Here is a 17,805-nt window from a genome sequence, read left to right on the forward strand (position 1 = left end):
AGGCGGGGACCTGCCCCGCCGATGCTCCCTCATATCCACAGGATGCCCGACATGGCCCCCCGCGTTCTTGTTTCCGACGAACTCTCCGAAACCGCCGTCCAGATCTTCCGCGACCGTGGCGTCGAGGTCGACTACATGCCGAAGCTCGGCAAGGACAAGGAAAAGCTGGCCGAGATTATCGGCCAGTATGACGGCCTTGCGATCCGCTCGGCCACCAAGGTGACCGAGAAGCTGCTGGAAGCCGCCACCAATCTCAAGGTGATCGGCCGCGCCGGCATCGGCGTCGACAACGTCGACATCCCGGCCGCCTCGCGCAAGGGTGTGATCGTGATGAACACGCCCTTCGGCAACTCGATCACCACGGCCGAGCACGCCATCGCCATGATGTTCGCGGTCGCGCGCCAGCTGCCCGAGGCCAACGTCTCGACGCATGCCGGCAAGTGGGAGAAGTCGCGCTTCATGGGCGTCGAGGTCTTCAACAAGACCCTCGGCGTGATCGGCGCGGGCAACATCGGCGGCATCGTCTGCAACCGCGCCGTGGGCCTGCACATGAAGGTCGTGGCCTACGATCCCTTCCTGTCGGAAGAGCGCGCCAAGCAGCTCGGCGTCATCAAGGTCGAGCTGGACGAACTGCTCGCCAAGGCCGATTTCATCACGCTGCATGTGCCGCTGACCGACAAGACGCGCAACATCCTCTCGGCCGAGAACATCGCCAAGACGAAGAAGGGCGTGCGGATCATCAACTGCGCCCGTGGCGGTCTCGTCGATGAGGCCGCTCTGGCCGAGGCGCTGAAATCGGGCCATGTCGCGGGCGCCGCCTTCGACGTGTTCGAGGTGGAACCGGCCACGGAAAGCCCGCTCTTCGGCCTGCCGAACGTGGTCGTGACCCCGCACCTCGGCGCCTCGACCACCGAGGCGCAGGAGAACGTGGCCCTGCAGGTCGCCGAGCAGATGTCGGATTACCTGCTGACCGGCGCGGTGCAGAACGCGCTGAACATGCCCTCGGTCACCGCCGAAGAGGCCGCGGTCATGGGTCCGTGGGTGAAGCTTGCCGGCCATCTCGGCGCCTTTGTCGGCCAGATGACCGACGAGCCGATCAAGGCGATCAACGTCCTTTATGACGGCGCCGTGGGCGAGATGAACCTTGCCGCGCTGAACTGCGCCACCATCGCGGGGATCATGAAGGCCACGAACCCCGACGTGAACCTGGTGTCGGCGCCGGTCGTCGCGAAAGAGCGCGGCATCCAGATCTCGACCACCACGCAGGAGAAATCGGGCAGCTTCGACGCCTACATCAAGCTGACCGTGGTCACCGACAAGCGCGAGCGGTCGGTCGCGGGCACCTGCTTCTCGGACGGCAAGCCGCGCTTCATCCAGATCAAGGGCATCAACATCGATGCCGAGGTCGGGCGCCACATGCTCTACACCACGAACGAGGACGTGCCGGGCATCATCGGCCTTCTCGGCATGACCATGGGCAAGAACGGCGTGAACATCGCGAACTTCACCCTTGGCCGGACCTCGGTCGGACAGGAGGCCATCGCGATCCTCTACCTCGATCAGGCCATCGATCCGAAGGTCGTCGAGACGCTCGAATCCACCGGCATGTTCCAGCAGGTCAAGCCGCTCGAGTTCGACGTCGCCTGACGGCGTGTCCGGCTGCCCTTCCGGTTTCCGGCGGGGGCGCATATGGTGCGGAGGTCCGGCTCGGCCGGGCCTCCGTATCATTTTGGAAGGACCCAGATGCGAAGCTACGCCATCGGCGACATCCACGGACATCTGTCGCTTCTGCAGGAGATCCACGACCGGATCGCCGCGGACCGGCGCCAGACCGGGGACGACGAGGCGCCTGTCGTCCATATCGGCGATCTGGTCGACCGGGGCCCCGACAGCCGCGGCGTCGTGGAATTTCTCCGGCAGGGAATCGAGCAGGGCGAGAACTGGGTGGTGCTGAAGGGCAACCATGACCGGATGTTCGCGGGCTTCATGCGCGACCTGGCCCACCACGATCCGGGCCTCCGGCGCGAGTTGTCGTGGCTGCATCCCCGGCTTGGCGGCGGGCCGACACTGGAGTCCTACGGTGTCCACCATGCCGCCGACCGCCCGCTCGGCCCGGTGCATGAGGAGGCCTCGGCCCTCGTGCCGCCCGAGCATGTGGCCTTCATCGAGGCGCTTCCGGTCCAGTATCGCCGCGGCGAGGCGCTGTTCGTCCATGCCGGCATCCGTCCCGGTGTCGCGCTTGCCAGCCAGGACGAGACCGATCTCGTCTGGATCCGGGAGCCCTTCCTGTCGGACACGCGCGATCACGGGGTCCTCGTCGTGCACGGGCACACGGCCATCGACGCGGTGACCTACTACGGCAACCGCTTGAACCTCGACAGCGGCGCGGCCTATGGCGGCCCCCTCTCGGCCGTGGTGATCGAGGGCCACTCCGTCTGGCAGCTTGGCCCCGACGGGCGCATCCCGATCGCCTGATCCTTCGCGGAACGCAACGTCACGGCAGCGGCCCGCCGGCGGGGCGGTAAGGTGTGTCTCGAACAGAGAGAAAGGCCGCGCCATGTCCGAAATCCTCATCCTCTCCGCCGTGCGAACCGCCATCGGCGGCTTCGGCGGCGCGCTCGCCGCCGTGCCGCCGGGCGATCTGGCCACCACCGTCACCCGCTCCGCGCTGGAGCGCGCGGGGGTCGAGCCGGACCGCGTCGGTCATGTGGTCTTCGGCCATGTGATCAAAACCGAGCCGCGCGACATGTATCTCTCGCGCGTGGCGGCGATGCAGGCGGGCATCCCCTCGGCCATGCCGGCGATGAACGTGAACCGGCTCTGCGGCTCGGGCGTGCAGGCCATCGTCTCGGCCATGCAGGCGCTGATGCTGGGCGATGCCGAGGTGGCGCTGGCGGGCGGGGCGGAATCGATGAGCCGCGCGCCCTACATGCTGGCCTCGGCCCGCTGGGGGCAGAAGATGGGCGACACGCGCGCGCTCGACATGATGACGGGGGCGCTGAACTGCCCCTTCGGCACCGGCCACATGGGCATCACCGCCGAGATCGTGGCCGAGCGGCACGGCATCAGCCGCGAGGATCAGGACGCCTTCGCGCTGGAAAGCCAGACCCGCGCCGCGCGCGCACAAGAGGAAGGGCGGTTTGACGGCCAGATCGTGCCGGTCGAGATCGCCTCACGCAAGGGGCCGGTTTCCTTCGCGCGGGACGAACATCCCAAGGCCACCACGGCCGAGGCGCTGGCGGGCCTGCGCCCCGCCTTCCAGAAGAGCGGCACGGTGACGGCCGGCAATGCGAGCGGCATCAACGACGGGGCGGGCGCGCTGGTGCTGGCGCGCGAGGGGGCGGTGCCCGACGCGCGTCCGCTCGGTCGGCTCATCGGCTACGCCCATGCGGGTGTCGACCCCGAGGTGATGGGGCTGGGGCCGATCCCGGCGGTGCAGGCGCTCTGCGCGCGCACGGGCCTTTCGGTGGCGGACTTCGACGTGATCGAGTCGAACGAGGCCTTTGCCGCGCAGGCGCTGGCGGTGAGCCGCGCGCTCGACTTCGATCCGGCCAAGGTCAACCCGAACGGTGGCGCCATCGCGCTCGGCCATCCGGTCGGCGCCACGGGGGCGATCATCACCGTGAAGGCGCTGCACGAGCTGCACCGGACCGGCGGGCGTCGCGCGCTTGTCACCATGTGCATCGGCGGCGGGCAGGGGATCGCGCTGGCGTTGGGACGGGTCTGACGGCCGCGCCTAGCGCAGCCGGACGCTTGTCCGGGCCGATCGGCCATGCGCGTCGATCACCGACAGGACGAGAAACCCGGCGGGCAGGTCGAGCATCGTCTCGCGCCCGTCCAGCGAGAGCGCGACCGGCGCCCCGTTGGCAAGCCAGGTGAAGGGCGCGGCCCCGCCATCGACCTTCACCTTCAGCCCGCCGCTCAGCCGCTCGACTTCGGCCCCGTCGGGCGGGAAGGCCACCTGCGGCCCGCCCACCGTCTGGAAGGCCGCGAGCCGCGAGCGGAACCGGCGGAGCGGCTGGGGCAGCTCGGCGTTGCTCACGGTCAGGGCCGCGCGCGGCGGGGGCGGCAACGGATCGAGCGCGGGCTTCAGCCGGGCGAAGGTGCGGAACAGAACCGGCGCCGCGAGATCGGCGCCGAAGACACCCGGCACCGGCGTTCCGTCGGCCCGCCCGAGCCAGACGCCGACCACATGCCGTCCGTCGAACCCCACCGCCCAGGCGTCACGGTGGCCGTAGCTCGTGCCGGTCTTGTAGGCCAGCCGGTTCGCGGGCGATCCGGGCGGCGGCGCCATGCCCGCAAGGATGTCCGCCACCTGCCAGGCCGACACCTCGGACAGAAGCCGCCGTCCCGGCGCCCCCTCGCCCTCGACATGGAGCGGCAGGACCACGCCGCCCCGCGCCAGCGTCGCAAAGAGCTGCACCATGTCGGTCAGCGTGACCCCCACGCCCCCCAGCGCCACGGCGAGGCCCGGCTGCCCGCCCGGCAGCACCGGCTTCACCTCCGCCTGCTCCAGCGCCGACAGAAGCCGCGCCGGTCCCAGCGCATCGGTCAGCGCGACCGCGGGCAGGTTCAGCGAAAGTTGCAACGCCTCGCGCGCGCGGATCTCGCCGCGGAAGATCCGGTCGAAGTTCTGCGGCCGGTAGCCTGCGAAATCCATCGGCCGGTCGTCGAGCAGCGTCTCGGGATGGGCGAGGCCCTCGTCGAAGGCGAGCCCGTAGACCAGCGGCTTGAGGAGCGAGCCGGGGCTGCGCAGCGCCACGGTCATGTCGAGGAAGCCCTGCCGCCGGTCGGCGCGGTAGCCCGCCGAGCCCACCGAGGCGAGAATCTCGCCCGAGCGGTGGTCGGCCACCAGCATCGCCACCTGAAGCCGCTCGCTCCGGGCCTCGAGCGTCTCGGCGGCCAGCGCCTCGAGCCGCTTCTGCAGGGCCGCGTCCAGTGTCAGACGGTGCTGCTGGCGCAAGGGATCGGCCCTCACCACGCGGTCGGCCAGATGCGGCGCGAGGGCGGGGAAGGGCTTGCGCGCGCGGGGCACCGGCTCGCGCAGGGCGGCCTCGGCCCGCTCGGCCTCGATCACGCCCGCCCGCACGGCCCGGGCAAGGACGCGGGCCCGCGCCGCCTCGGCCCGCTCGGGGTGGCGGTCGGGGCGCCGGCTCTCGGGGGATTGCGGGATCGCGACCAGAAGCGCCGCCTCGGCCGCGGTCAGCCGAACCGGCTCCTTGCCGAGATAGGAGATGGAGGCCGCCCGGACCCCTTCGAGATTGCCGCCATAGGGCGCAAGGCGGAGGTAGAGCGACAGGATCTCCGGCTTCGACAATCGCCGTTCCAGCGCGAGCGCGACGCGCATCTGCCGCAGCTTGCCCGCCATCCTTCCGGTGCCGCTCTCTTCCAGCAACCGCGCGACCTGCATGGTCAGCGTCGAGCCGCCCGATACGACCTGCCCATGGCGCAGCGCCTGCCAGCCCGCGCGCAGCAAGGCCCGCCCGTCCACCCCCGGATGGTGGTCAAAGCGGCCATCCTCATAGGCCACCAGCATCTTCAGGAACAAGGGATCGACCGGCCCCGGCTCCAGCCGCCACCGGCCGTCGGCGACCGTATAGGCGCGCAGGAGCGTGCCGTCGCGCGCCTCGACCTCGACCGAGGTCGGCAGGGCGAGGGGCGGCATGTCCGTCGCGGCGATGAAGCCGTCGAACCCGTCGCGGGCGGCGGCGGCAAGGAACAGCCCTGCCGCCGCCGCAAACAGCCACCGCGCCCGGATCATGGGGTGACGGTCACGCGACCCGCCTCGGTCCAGGCGCGGAACTCGGGCCGGTACATGTCCTCGACCGAGGCCGCGGGGTGGTGGAACGTGCCCGGCGAGACGGCGCGCACGACATAAGCCAGCCGGAAGGCCTCACCGTCGAGCCGGTCGAGCGCGGCGAGGAAACGATCCTGCCGGAACTCGGCATGGGCCACATCCTCGACCGGAGCGAGCCAGTCCAGCGCATCGACCTGCCCGCCGCGCATCAGGTTCGGGTTGTCGATCTCGAAGCCCGCGGGCAGCGGATCGTTGACCATCAGCCGCCCCTCGCCGTTGCCGAAGGGCGTCACTTCCAGCACCGCGACCAGCCGGGTGCCCGCCGCGACCGAGGTTGGATCGGCGGCCTCGCCCTCCATCGTGTAGTAGCTTCGCGCGATGGCATAGCCGTTGCCGCCCGCGGGCGCGGGCTCCGCCGGAACCCCGGTGGTCGTGACGGTCAGCACCTGCGGGCCGCCCGAGTTGGTGACCGCCACCGCCGGATCGCCGTCCTGCAGCAGCCGCACGAGCGGGCCGGTCGCGGGCCTGCCGTCGATGGCGATGCCCTCCACCTCCGGCCGGTCGATGAGGGCGTTCGTGGCCAGAAGCGTCCAGGTCGCCTCTTGCGTGGAGAGCGTGCCGGTCCGCGTGGCAAGCGACGTCGTCACCGCCTCGCGGTCCACCGCCTGCGAGCCGGCCTCGGCCGCCAGCGTGAGCACCGTGGCCGCGTCGCGGTAGGGGGTGCCGTAGTCGGCGCGGAACAGCTGCTCGGATTGGGTGGCAAGCGCGGCGTTGAGCCGGGCGGCGGCCTTGCGGAACATCGCATCCGCCCGCACCTGATCGCCGTAGCTGGCAAGCGCCGCGCCAAGCTGGGCCTGCGCCGCGGGCGTGGCAAAGGCGTCGCCCTTCACATCGGCATAGTAGCGCAGATCGCCTATGGCGGCCGCTCCTTCACGGGCAAGCACCATCAGCGCGTAGGCCAGCGCCTCGCCGCCCGCGTCGAAATCGGCGGCGTAGTTCACCTGGTTGCGGAGGTTGTCGAGCGCCCGGCGCATGGCCAGATCCGGCACCTTGTGCCCCTGCGCCTTCGCGCGGGAGAGGAAGTCGGTGACATAAGCGTCGAGCCAGAAGTCTCCGCCCTGCGCGCGCCAGAGGCCAAAGGCCCCTTCGGCGGTCTGGTTGGTGAGCACCTCGTCGATGGCCTGACCGATCCGCTCCGACATGTCCTCGGTGCCCGGCAGATCGAGCGCCCGGGCCACCCCGCTCAGGTAAAGAAGCGGCAGCGCCCGAGAGGTGATCTGCTCGGTGCAGCCGTAGGGATAGCGGTCAAGGCTGGCCAGCAGCCCCGCCGTATCAAGCCGCGCGAGGGGGCCGATGGCCATGGTCGCGCGACCCGTGCCCGGCACAAGGCCCGCGAACAGGTTCTCGTCCAGCGTGAAGGTCTGGCCCGCGTCGAGCGTCAGCCGGTCGCGCCGCGCGATCTCGGGGTCGTTCACCTGCACCGGCACCACAAGGCGCCTCGTCAGTTGCTTGCCCTCGGGCGTGGTGAGCGCGACCTTGATCTCCTGCAGCCCCGTCCGGCCCGCCGAGACCGGAACTTCAACACGCGCGCGACCCTTCTCGGCCAGATCGAGCCCCGAGGGCACCGATCCCACCGTGAGCCCCGCCGACGACACATCAAGGCTCACCCGGCCGGCGGGGCCGGTCGCGTGGGCGATCTCGAGGAGAAGGCGGCTCTCGTCGCCCGGCGCGAGGAAGCGCGGCAGGCTCGCCGTCACCACCACCGGATCGCGCACCAGCACGTCCTGCTCGGCATGGCCGACGCCGGTCCGGGACCAGACGACCGCCATCACCCGCACCGTGCCGTTGAACGCGGGCAGATCGAAACGCGCGCGGGCGAGGCCGTCCGGCCCCACTTCGACCGGGCCCGAGAAGAAGGCCACCAGCTCTTCCGTCGGGGGCGGCGCCTGCATCTGCGCGCGACCGCCATCCCCGCCCGAGCGGACCGAGCCCTGCGCGCCGTTCATCCCGTCGATCAGCCGCCCGTAGAGGTCGCGGATGCCGACGCCGAGTTTCCTCTGGCCGAAGTAATGGTCCTCGGGGTCGGGCGTCTCGAAGCCGGTGAGGTTCAGGATCCCCACATCGACCGCGGCGATGGTGGCATGGGCCGTCTCGCCCGGCGCGGTTCCCTCGACCCTGACCGCGATCTCCATCGGGCCGCGTGGCGCGGCCTCGGCGGCGGTCTCGATCGTGGCCGCAAGCCGCTTCTCGCCCGGATCGATGGCCGCATGGGCGAGACCTAGCGCGCGGGTCGGGTTGCGCCCCGCCGCCACATCCATCGGCCGCAGGAGCGTGGCTGCCACATAGACGCCCGTCCCCCAGTCGTCCGTCACCGGCAGATCGACCAGCGTCTCGCCTTCGCCGACCTCGACGGCCTTCATGGCGATCACCCGGTTCGAGAGCACCGTCACCAGCGCCTTGCCGGGCGCGCGCGGCACGATCCGAAGCTGCGCCGTCTCGCCCGGCCGGTAGGCGCGCTTGTCGAGCGACAGTTCCAGCGTGTCGGGTGTCGCGGTGACATCGGCGGGCGCATACCAGCCGGCATGGAAGCTCGTGGAGCTCGCGGCCGGTCGGCCGTCGGCGCGCTCGACCACAAGCTCATACTGCCCCCAGTCCACCGGGGCCCCGATCTCGACCGGAGAGGCGCCCAGTTGCGCCTCGCCCCCGCCTACGCGGGTGCGGGTCTCGACCGGCTCCCAGGCCCAGTTGCCCCATTGCTGATACCACTGATAGTCGGTCTCGATCCGGTTCAGCGTCCAGCGCACCGGCATCGGCACGGGCGTCTCCTCGGGGCCCACGCCCACCAGCGCGAAACGCGCCTCGGACCCCTGCGCCGCCACCCCGTCAAAAAGCGGGCGGATGCCGATCATCGGCTCGGCCGGACGCAGCCGGCGGGTGATCGTCCGCTCGACCGGGCGGCCTGAGCCCTCCGAAACCCGCGCCGCCACAAGGATCTCGAGCGGACGCGCCGGGTCCTCCACCTGCGGCAGGCGGATCGCAAAGCGGGCCGCTCCTGTCTCGTCCGTGCGCTCGCCGCCGAACGAGGCGATCTGCGGATCGAACCGGCGGTCGGACCGGCCGAAGACATAGCCGGGGAAGCCGGGCAGCCCCTCGGCCGTGCGCAGCAGCACCTCGCCCTCGATGGCGAGGTCCGTCCCCGGCGCGCCATAGAGGAAACTGGCCTCGACCGTCAGTTCGGGCGCATCGCCGAGGGCGATGGGCGCCTCGGGCAGGCTGGCCTTCACGTCGATCCGCTCGGGAAGGAAATCCTCGACCAGAAGGGTCTTCGCGGCCAGCGGGGCCGCCTCGAGGTCGGCCAGCACCTCCAGCCGCCACACGCCGCGCGGCGCGGTGCCCGCAAGCGGCAGGTCGAACACATGGCCCCCCGCTCCGGTGCCCGAGGCCAGCGCGCGGGAATATTCCACCCCATCCGGGCGCTTGAGGATCGCGGTCAGCGGCAAGCCCTCGATGGCCGCGGCCGCGGCATCGCGCGCCAGCGCGAGCGCGTGGACCGTCTCGCCCGCCCGGTAGGCGCCGCGGTCGGTCGCAAGGAACACATTCACCGGAGGGGCCGGCTCGTGCCCCTCGACGCCGCGGTCCGAGAGGTCGAACTCCGGGTCGGTCAGCGAGAGGAAGGCCACATCCTCCTCGCCTTCCTTCACCACGACCAGCGCGGGCTCGGCCGCGCCGGTGCCGCGGGTCAGGCCCGGATCGAAGGCGGCAAGGCCCTCGGCGTCGGTCCTGGCCGTCCCCAGCACGGCGTTCGCGCGCGACAGAAGCTCCACCTCGACGCCCGCCTTGGGCTCGGCCGTCCCGAGGCTGCGCACGAAGACATGCAGCCCGTCGGTCCCCGAGAGCGTGGTCACGCCCAGGTCCGAGACCACGAACCATTGCCAGGCGGGCGGATGCTCGTAGCGGTCCTGCCCCGGGATCGCGGCCTTCAGCGCATAGATGCCCGCGGGCAGCCCCTGCAGCGGCGCCTCCATCGGCAGGCGGGTGGTCATGTCGCGGTTGACCTCCATGGCCACCTCGCCCGTGCCCGTCCAGATCTGTTGTCCCACCTCCGAGGTGAACTGGTCCGCCTGCCACTGATCGAGCGGCCGGCCGAGATAATCCTGCTGGATAGCCCGCAACAAATTGCGGTCCGAGACACGATAGACGGCCAGATCGAGTGTCCCGGTGTTCACCGTTTCAACCGGGATCGCCGGAGAGCCGCTGCGCGGCAGCACATAGGCGCGGCTCGGGAAGCGGACGGAAGGCGCGCGGTCGCGGACATAGGCCGCGATCTGCACCGATCGGGCGAGCGTCTGGCCGTCGGCCGCGGGCAGCCCCTCGCGGAAGGTCAGCACATGGCGCGCGCCGTGGCTTATGCCGCCCACGCAGATCCGGCGGTCCTCGGCCTCGACCGTCAGGCCCGGCTCGGTGAGCTGGACGTAGCTGGCATAGTCCACGCCGCTCTCGACCAGATTTTCCGAGAAGGTGGCGCAGATCCGCGGACGAACCGTGTCCGCCTCGACCGTATCTTCGACGATGCGGAACCCGTACTTGCCCGCGGCCGAGGCCAGCAGCCGCGCCGTATCGTCCCGCGGCTGGATCGACTGGGCCAGCCGCAGCGCCTGCACCATGTCGCGCCCGCGATCCACCGCTTCGGCCGCGAGCCCCAGTTCGACCAGCGCCGTATGGCGCAGCGCCGGGGTGGCGGCGCGCAGGTAGCCGTTGATGGCGGCGCGGAAGGCGCGGTCGCGCAGCATGTCGCGGCCCCTCGTGTCGGGCTCGCCGGCCGCGCGCAGACGGCGGGCGTAGTCGATCCATGTCTCGCCCCGGTCCGAGGCATTGACGGCGGCGCCGGTGAAGTTCGCCGCCGCCAAGAGATCACCCTGCGCCTCGGCGCGCGAGGCGCTGCGAAGATGCTCGTCCGCGGTGAAGCCGTTCACCGCATGCTCGTTTCCGAGGCCCGCCGCCTGCTCCTTCGCGCGCGTCAGGTCGTAGTCCGGCAGGAAGGCCAGCTCGGACGCGCGAAGGCGCGCCGTCTCCTGCCGGGCCGGGTCCGCCGGGATCACGACGCCCGAGGTCGCGCCCTGATAGGGGGCCTCGTCGCCCGAGGCGGACTTGGGAAAGCACGAGCCGTTGCGCGCGTTGAAGGTGAAGGCCACGCAGCCCGAGCGCGACAGGCAGGCGCGCTCGCAGGCCTCGAGCGTGGTGTCGAGGAGGGTGGCCATGTCGCTGCCCGGCAGGTCCGTGTCGGCGCTGAGGACGAAGCGGCGGTCCGGCAGCCAGTCCTGCGCCATGACCGACAGTGGCAGCAGAAGTCCAAGCATCAGGGCCGGCAGCAAGTGACGGTTGCGCATGGGGATCTCCTCCTGAAGTCACCCGGATGCTGTCACCGCCCCCAGGCCGAGGCAAGGATTCTCGGGTGGCTTTTCTTCGGCCGCACGGCTCGCGCTTAAGCAGGGATTCATCATGGCCGCCGCAACATGCCCGCGAAACAGGCGGGACGGGCGGATGGATATCGAACAAAGGCTGGCGAAGGAGCGGCGCGCGCGGCTCGCGGCGGAACGCCTGCTGGAATACAAGCAGCGCGAGCTGTTCGCCGCAAACGAAAAGTTGGCGATCCACGCGCGGGCGCTGTCGGATCAGATCATCGAGCAGCGCGCCGTGGTGAAGACCGCGCTCTCCGAGGCCGAACGGCTCAAGGGCCAGAACAGCCGCTTCCTGGTCGAGCTGGAACGGGCCCACACGGCGGCCGTCATGGCCGAACGGCGCCTGTGGGATTCGATCGACACGATCGAGGATGGCTTTGCCGTCTATGATTCGCACCAGCGGCTCGTGGCCGCGAACGAGGCCTATCGCGCGCATTTCGTGGGGGTCGAGGTGCGGCTCGGCATGACGCTGATGGATCTGCTGGAGGTGACGGTCGAGAACGGGCTGATCGACCTTGGCGGTGAGGCGCCCGATGCCTGGTGCGGGCGCATGGCCAGCCGCTGGGACGAGGATCCGGTCGAGCCGATCATCCTGCGGCGGACGACGGGCCAGTGGATGCGTCTGGTCAACCGGCGCGCCCGTGACGGCGACATGGTGAGCCTTCTGATCGACATCACCGAACAGATGCGGCTGCGCGCGGCGATCGACGCGATCCCCGATGGCTTCGTGCTCTTTGACCGTGCCGAGCGGCTCGTGCTCTGCAACGACCGCTACCGAGAGATCTACCCCCGCTCCGCGCCGGCCATGCAGCCCGGCGCCCGTTTCGAGGAGATCCTCCGCCACGGGCTGGACCACGGCCAGTTCCCCGACGCAGACGGCCGCGAGGAAGAGTGGCTGACCGACAGGCTCGCCGCCTTCCGCCAACTGGGCGGAGCGGCCGAGCAGCCGCTCGATGACGGGCGCTGGATGCGGGTGATCGAGCACGAGACCCCCGATGGCGGCCGGGTGGGCCTCGGGGTGGACATCACGCAGCTCAAGCAGCAGCAGGCCGCGCTCGAGACGGCGCGGGCCGCGGCCGAGGCGGCAAGCCGCGCCAAGTCCGCCTTCCTCGCCAACATGAGCCACGAGATCCGCACGCCGATGAACGGGATCGTGGGCATGGCCGACCTGCTTTGCGAGACTCCGCTGACCGAGGATCAACGCCTCTTTGCCGAGACCATCCGTTCCTCGGGCGAGGCGCTCCTGGTCATCATCAACGACATCCTGGATTACTCCAAGATCGAGGCGAACCGGCTGACGCTCTACCCCGAGCCCTTTGATCTCGAGCGGACGATCCACGAGGTTGCGATGCTTCTCCAACCCCAGGCGCGGGCCAAGGGGCTCGATCTGCTGATCGATTTCGACATGTTCCTGCCCACGCGCTTCGTGGGCGATCCCTGCCGCCTCCGGCAGGTGCTGACGAACCTGATCGGCAACGCGGTGAAATTCACCGAAGCGGGCCATGTGCTGATCCGCGTCGTGGGGCTCGAGGTCGAGCCCGGCCGGCACGATCTGCATGTCACGGTCGAGGATACCGGCATCGGGATCGCCGCCGACAACCTCGATCACGTCTTCGGCGAGTTCAACCAGATCGACGCCGAGGCCACGCGCCGCTTCGAGGGCACGGGGCTGGGCTTGGCCATCACCCGCCGGCTGATCGAGCTGATGCAGGGGGCCGTCTGGGTTGAGAGCGAGCTGGGCCGCGGTTCCTGCTTCGGCTTCCGGCTCTCGCTGCCGGCCTGCGATGACGAGGCCGCCCCGGCCGAGCCGCTGATGGTGCGCCGTGCGCTGGTGGTGGATGACCAGTTCATCAACCGCACAATACTCGAGCGCCAGCTTGCCCCCTGCGGGATCGAGGTCCGGCTCTGCCGGTCGGGCAACGAGGCCCTGTCCGAGCTGATCTCGGACCCGGACTATGATCTGCTGCTGACCGATCACGAGATGCCCGAGCTGGACGGGCTGGCCCTCGCCGAGAGGGTGCGGGCCTGCGGTTCCTTGATGCCGATCCTGCTCCTGACCTCGAACCCGGCCGGAGTGCGCGATCACCCCGCGGCGGCGCTGCTGGCGGGCGTTCTGCAAAAGCCGCTGCTGCGATCGGATCTCTACCGGCGGCTTCAGAGCCTGACGGTGGCCCCGGCCGAACCCGAGGCGCCCCCGCCTCCCGCCACCATGCCCGAACTGCGCCGGATGCGCGTGCTGGCCGCCGAGGACAACCGGACGAACCAGCTGGTCTTTCGCAAGATGGTGCGCGACCTCGACATCGACCTCAGCTTCGCCGCCAACGGTCGCGAGGCGGTCGAGCTGTTCGACCGGCTCCGGCCCGATCTTGTCTTCATGGACATCTCGATGCCCGAGATGGACGGCCGCTCGGCCGCGCGGGCCATTCGCGCGCGTGAAGCCGACGGCCATCATGTGCCGATCGTCGCCCTCACCGCCCATGCGCTCGAGAGCGACGCCCTGGCCAGCGCCGCCGTGGGCATCGACCGGACGCTGACCAAGCCGCTCCGGCGCGCCGCGATCCTCGAGACGCTGGCGGCCTTCTGCCCGGCCGAGGCCCGCCCTTTGCATCCCGGCGCGGATGCGGGCGCAACAGGCGCCGGGCCATGAATTCTGGCGGGTCCGTCAGGAGGTGCGCAGGAAAACCGGCCGGTCGTCGGTGGAGAGGTCGGGTTCGAACGCATAGCCGCCCGCGCGGAAGGACAGGATCTCCTCGGGCTGTTCGAGCCTGTTCTCGGCGATGAAACGGGCCATCGCGCCGCGGGCCCGCTTGGCCCAGAAGCTGACGATCTTGCGTTCCCCCTCGCGCTCTTCGAGGAAGACGGGCGAGATCACCGGCAGGGACAGCGCCTCGAGATCCACGGCCGAGAAATACTCCACCGAGGCGCAGTTGATCAGTGCGCGGGCACCCGTCTCGGCGGCCCGTTCGTTCAGCGCACGGGCGATCCGGTTGCCCCAGAACTCGTAGAGGCTGGCCCCCCGTGTGGTCTTGAGCCGCGTCCCCATCTCCAGCCGGTGCGGCTGGATCAGGTCGAGCGGCCGCAGCAGGCCATAGAGCCCCGAGAGGATGCAGACCCGCTCCTGCGCCCAGCGCAACCCGTCCTCGTCCAGCGTCCGCGCCTCGAGGCCGGCATAGGTGGCGCCGTCGAAGAGCGCGAGCGCCGGAACGGCCGCCGTTCGCGCTTCGTGAAATTCCGCGAAGCGCGCGACGTTCAGACGGGCCAGCGGCTCGGAGATATGCATGAGCCGGCGCAGGTCCGCGGCGGTCAGCCCGCGGGCCACCGCCGCCAGTTCGTCGGCCTCGTTCTGAAACCGCGGAGAGGTGGGCGAGAGGCCGCGCGGCAGATCCAGCCGGGGCCGCGCCGCGAGGCGCTTTGCGGGCGACAGGACGGTGAGCATCACGCCTCGCGCAGCACGTCGAGGAAGGCGTCGCCGAACCGCTCCATCTTCTGGGCGCCCAGATCGCCGACGCGGTCGAGATCGGCCAGCGTCGAGGGCCGCGCCTCGGCTATCCGGCGCAGCGTGCTCTGCGGCAGGCTCATGGGCTTGCCCGTTCCGTCCTCGCCCCGCATCAGCGCGACCTGAACCTCGGCCAGCCGGTCGAACAGCTCGGCCGAGTTGCGCCCCGCGAGGCGGCGGCGCTGGGGATGCATGGCGGCCTCGGCCTCTCCGGTGATGACTTCAAGGAAGGTCGCGCCGTAACTGTCCAGCTTCTTGGCGCCGACCCCCGTGATGCCGGCCATGTCATCCAGGCTCTGCGGGCGGCGCTCGGCCATCTCGATCAGGGTTCGGTCGGTGAAGATCACATAGGCCGGCACGCCCGCGGCCTCGGCCAGCGCCCGGCGCTTGGCTTTCAGCGCGGAGAGAAGTGGCGCATCCTCTTCCGAGACCAGCGCGCGGGCCTGCGGCCGTGCCGCGGCGGATTTCACCGTGTCGCGGCGGAGCGTGATCTGCTCCTCGCCGCGCAGGATGGGGCGCGCGGCCTCGGTCATCTTCAGCGCGCCGTGGCGTTCGGTGTCGGGGCGCACGAGGTCGCGCCCCATCATCTGCCGGAACACCGCCTCCCACGCCGGGCGGGACAGATCGCGGCCGACCGAAAAGGTGGGAAGCTGGTCGTGCCCCCGGTCGCGCACCTTCTGGGTCGCGTTGCCGGTCAGGATGTCGATCAGATGGCCGGTTCCGAACCATTCGCCGGTGCGCAGGATCGCCGAAAGCGCCTTGCGCACGGGCTCGGTCGCGTCGAACAGCTCGGCCGGCCGCTCGCAGAGATCGCAGGTGCTGCAGGGCTGCGACGCCTCGCCGAAATAGCCGAGCAGAACCTGACGCCGGCAGCCGGTGGCCTCGGCCAGCCCCAGAAGCGCGTTCAGCCGGGCGTGATCGGCGGCCTTGCGGTCGGGCGGGGCCAGCCCCTCGTCGATCTGGGCGCGGCGGAGGCGGATGTCGTCGGGGCCGTAGAGGGTCAGCGTCTCGGCCGGGGCGCCGTCGCGGCCGGCGCGGCCGATCTCCTGGTAATAGCTCTCGATCGACTTGGGCAGGTCGGCGTGGGCCACCCAGCGGATGTCCGGCTTGTCGATCCCCATCCCGAAGGCCACCGTCGCCACGACGATCAGCCCGTCCTCCTGCTGGAAGCGGATCTCGACGGCGCGGCGATCGTCGGCCTCCATCCCGCCGTGGTAGTGGCAGGCGGAGTGGCCCGCCTCGCGCAGCGCCTGGGCGAGCGTCTCGGTCTTGGCCCGCGTCGCGCAATAGACGATGCCCGAGCGGCCCTTGCGGGCGGCGGCGAAGGACAGGATCTGCTGACGAGGGCTCGACTTGACGGCGAAGGCGAGGTGGATGTTCGGCCGGTCAAAGCCGCGCAGGAACGTCGCGGGAGGCGCGCCGTCGAAGAGGCGCGCGACGATCTCTTCCTGCGTCTCGGCGTCGGCCGTCGCGGTGAAGGCCGCAAGCGGCACGTCGAGCGAGCGGCGCAATTCGCCGATGCGCAGGTAGTCGGGGCGGAAGTCGTGGCCCCACTGGCTGACGCAATGAGCCTCGTCCACCGCGATGAGGCTGACGCCCACCCGGCGCAGCAGCGCGAAGGCGCCCGCCGAGGCGAGCCGCTCGGGCGCCATGTAGAGCAGCTTGATCCGGCCCTCGTCGAGCGCCCGGAACACCTCCTCCGTCTCGGCCTCGGTGTTGCCCGAGGTCAGGGCGCCCGCCTCGACCCCCGCCTCGCGCAGCGACCGCACCTGGTCGCGCATCAGCGCGATCAGCGGCGAGACGACGAGCGTCACCCCCTCGCGGCAGAGCGCGGGCAACTGGTAGCAGAGTGACTTGCCCCCGCCGGTGGGCATGATGGCGAGCGTGTTGCGTCCGGCGCGCACGGCCTCCACGATCTCTTCCTGCCCCGGACGGAAGTCGGGGAAGCCGAAGACGGAATGGAGAAGGTCACGCGGGGCCGGCATGTCGGAATCCGGTAGGGTCCGGCGCGACGGCCGGACCGGCAGGTGCGAAAGGGGCAGGTCAGTAGAAGGCGACCATGTTGTTGCGAAGCACGATCTGCAGCGCATAGATCGCGACCAGCACGATGAGCGGTGCCAGATCAAGGCCCCCCATCGAGGGCAGGATGCGCCGGACCTGCGAATAGATCGGCTCGAGCAGGCGGCTCAGCCCGTCCCAGATCTGGCCGACGAGCGGCTGGCGCAGGTTCAGCACCTCGAAGTTGATGAGCCAGCTCATGATGATGTGCACGAAGATGATGAACTTCGCGATGTCGAGGATCAGCATCAGGATCTGGAAGAGGGATATCATGGACGCATCCTTCACGGGAAATCACTCAGACAGGTATAGACGGGCCCGGCAAAGGGCAACCTCGTTCCGCAGCGTCGCGGCTTGACGACCCGGTGAGGACATAGCACCCAAGGCGTGAAGGAGTGATTGATGTATCCTTACTTCCGCCTTTTCATGGAGATGCGCCGCACGCGCGATCTCGCGCCGCTGCCCGTTCTGGGCACGCACCGTTCCTCGCACCGCTGCCTGCCCTGGGATCTCGATCCCTGGCGCGAGCTGAACAACGGCCGGACGCTGACGCTCTTCGATCTCGGGCGGCTGCCGCTGATCCATCGGACCGGGATGGCGCGCGCCTGCGCCGCCAGGGGCTGGGGCCTGACGGTGGCGGGCAGCTCGTTGCGCTATCGGCGGCGGATCGTGCTGATGGACCGTCTCGACATGGTAAGCCGCTGTCTCGGCTGGGACGAGCGGTTCTTCTACATCGAGCAGAGCCTCTGGCGAAAGGGCGACTGCACGAGCCACATGCTGCTGCGCGCGGCGGTGACCTCGCCTGCGGGGATCGTTCCGCCGGCCGAGGTGGCGGCGCTCCTCGAGGCCGACGAGAGTCCTCCCCTGCCGGACTGGGTGACGGCCTGGATCGAGGCGGATGCGACACGGCCCTGGCCGCCGTCCCACTGAGCGGCCGACGATCGCTTGCGCCACGGCGACATTTCGGGCTTGATCCGCGCGATCCGTCGGAGGGG

General features: G+C 70.4%; 10 protein-coding genes. 5 read left to right on the forward strand and 5 right to left on the reverse strand.

The genetic code is table 11. From position 1 onward, the window contains the following. Positions 1-51: 51 nt before the first annotated feature. From serA to FG154_RS11655, 3 genes are all read left to right on the forward strand, one after another. Positions 52-1,647 carry a phosphoglycerate dehydrogenase gene (gene serA / locus FG154_RS11645; protein WP_186312339.1) on the forward strand — a complete coding sequence of 532 codons (1,596 nt, stop codon included), beginning with the start codon at positions 52-54 and terminating at the stop codon, positions 1,645-1,647. A gap of 96 nt (positions 1,648-1,743) precedes the next feature. Then, the gene (locus FG154_RS11650; RefSeq protein WP_145107868.1) at positions 1,744-2,475 is read left to right on the forward strand and encodes a metallophosphoesterase; all 732 of its coding nucleotides are present in this window, start codon (positions 1,744-1,746) and stop codon (positions 2,473-2,475) included. A gap of 82 nt (positions 2,476-2,557) precedes the next feature. After that, complete coding sequence (locus FG154_RS11655; protein WP_145107871.1) at positions 2,558-3,727, forward strand: acetyl-CoA C-acyltransferase family protein; 1,170 nt, start codon at positions 2,558-2,560, stop codon at positions 3,725-3,727. A gap of 9 nt (positions 3,728-3,736) precedes the next feature. Here the strand turns inward: FG154_RS11655 and pbpC are convergent, their stop codons facing one another. Next, on the reverse strand, positions 3,737-5,761 hold the full coding sequence (gene pbpC / locus FG154_RS11660) for a penicillin-binding protein 1C (RefSeq protein WP_145107874.1): 2,025 nt from the start codon (positions 5,759-5,761) through the stop codon (positions 3,737-3,739). Further along, positions 5,758-11,184 (reverse strand): alpha-2-macroglobulin family protein, encoded by a 5,427-nt coding sequence (locus tag FG154_RS11665; protein WP_145107876.1) that lies wholly within the window; start codon positions 11,182-11,184, stop codon positions 5,758-5,760. Before FG154_RS11665 ends, pbpC begins: the two co-directional genes overlap by 4 nt. Positions 11,185-11,338: 154 nt before the next feature. Here FG154_RS11665 and FG154_RS11670 point away from each other — a divergent pair, with 154 nt between their 5' ends. Beyond that, positions 11,339-13,903, forward strand: a complete 2,565-nt coding sequence (locus FG154_RS11670; protein ID WP_145107878.1) for a response regulator — start codon at positions 11,339-11,341, stop codon at positions 13,901-13,903. A gap of 15 nt (positions 13,904-13,918) precedes the next feature. On the opposite strand, the gene yaaA is transcribed toward FG154_RS11670, so the two are convergent. The 3 genes from yaaA to FG154_RS11685 are packed head-to-tail and all read right to left on the reverse strand — an operon-like array spanning position 13,919 to position 17,083. Continuing rightward, positions 13,919-14,692, reverse strand: coding sequence for a peroxide stress protein YaaA (gene yaaA, locus FG154_RS11675; RefSeq protein WP_145107881.1), 774 nt, complete (start codon positions 14,690-14,692; stop codon positions 13,919-13,921). Next, positions 14,692-16,737 (reverse strand): DNA helicase RecQ, encoded by a 2,046-nt coding sequence (gene recQ, locus FG154_RS11680; RefSeq protein WP_145107883.1) that lies wholly within the window; start codon positions 16,735-16,737, stop codon positions 14,692-14,694. The genes yaaA and recQ overlap by 1 nt, the downstream gene beginning before the upstream one ends. Before the next feature lie 58 nt (positions 16,738-16,795). Continuing rightward, on the reverse strand, positions 16,796-17,083 hold the full coding sequence (locus FG154_RS11685) for a YggT family protein (RefSeq protein ID WP_145107886.1): 288 nt from the start codon (positions 17,081-17,083) through the stop codon (positions 16,796-16,798). Between the two features lie 129 nt (positions 17,084-17,212). Between FG154_RS11685 and FG154_RS11690 the strand changes: the two genes are divergently transcribed. After that, complete coding sequence (locus FG154_RS11690; RefSeq protein WP_145107889.1) at positions 17,213-17,740, forward strand: acyl-CoA thioesterase; 528 nt, start codon at positions 17,213-17,215, stop codon at positions 17,738-17,740. Positions 17,741-17,805: the final 65 nt, after the last annotated feature.

Origin of the sequence: Cereibacter sediminicola (genome assembly GCF_007668225.1) — a bacterium.
Lineage (GTDB): Bacteria > Pseudomonadota > Alphaproteobacteria > Rhodobacterales > Rhodobacteraceae > Cereibacter_A > Cereibacter_A azotoformans.

What these genes read in the sequence shown, in the direction of transcription:
- pbpC (WP_145107874.1), bottom strand. Translation starts at nt 5,761, where the DNA reads ATGATCCGGGCGCGGTGGCTGTTTGCGGCGGCGGCAGGGCTGTTCCTT.
- recQ (WP_145107883.1), bottom strand. Translation starts at nt 16,737, where the DNA reads ATGCCGGCCCCGCGTGACCTTCTCCATTCCGTCTTCGGCTTCCCCGAC.
- FG154_RS11690 (WP_145107889.1), top strand. Translation starts at nt 17,213, where the DNA reads ATGTATCCTTACTTCCGCCTTTTCATGGAGATGCGCCGCACGCGCGAT.
- serA (WP_186312339.1), top strand. Translation starts at nt 52, where the DNA reads ATGGCCCCCCGCGTTCTTGTTTCCGACGAACTCTCCGAAACCGCCGTC.
- yaaA (WP_145107881.1), bottom strand. Translation starts at nt 14,692, where the DNA reads ATGCTCACCGTCCTGTCGCCCGCAAAGCGCCTCGCGGCGCGGCCCCGG.
- FG154_RS11650 (WP_145107868.1), top strand. Translation starts at nt 1,744, where the DNA reads ATGCGAAGCTACGCCATCGGCGACATCCACGGACATCTGTCGCTTCTG.
- FG154_RS11665 (WP_145107876.1), bottom strand. Translation starts at nt 11,184, where the DNA reads ATGCGCAACCGTCACTTGCTGCCGGCCCTGATGCTTGGACTTCTGCTG.
- FG154_RS11655 (WP_145107871.1), top strand. Translation starts at nt 2,558, where the DNA reads ATGTCCGAAATCCTCATCCTCTCCGCCGTGCGAACCGCCATCGGCGGC.
- FG154_RS11670 (WP_145107878.1), top strand. Translation starts at nt 11,339, where the DNA reads ATGGATATCGAACAAAGGCTGGCGAAGGAGCGGCGCGCGCGGCTCGCG.
- FG154_RS11685 (WP_145107886.1), bottom strand. Translation starts at nt 17,083, where the DNA reads ATGATATCCCTCTTCCAGATCCTGATGCTGATCCTCGACATCGCGAAG.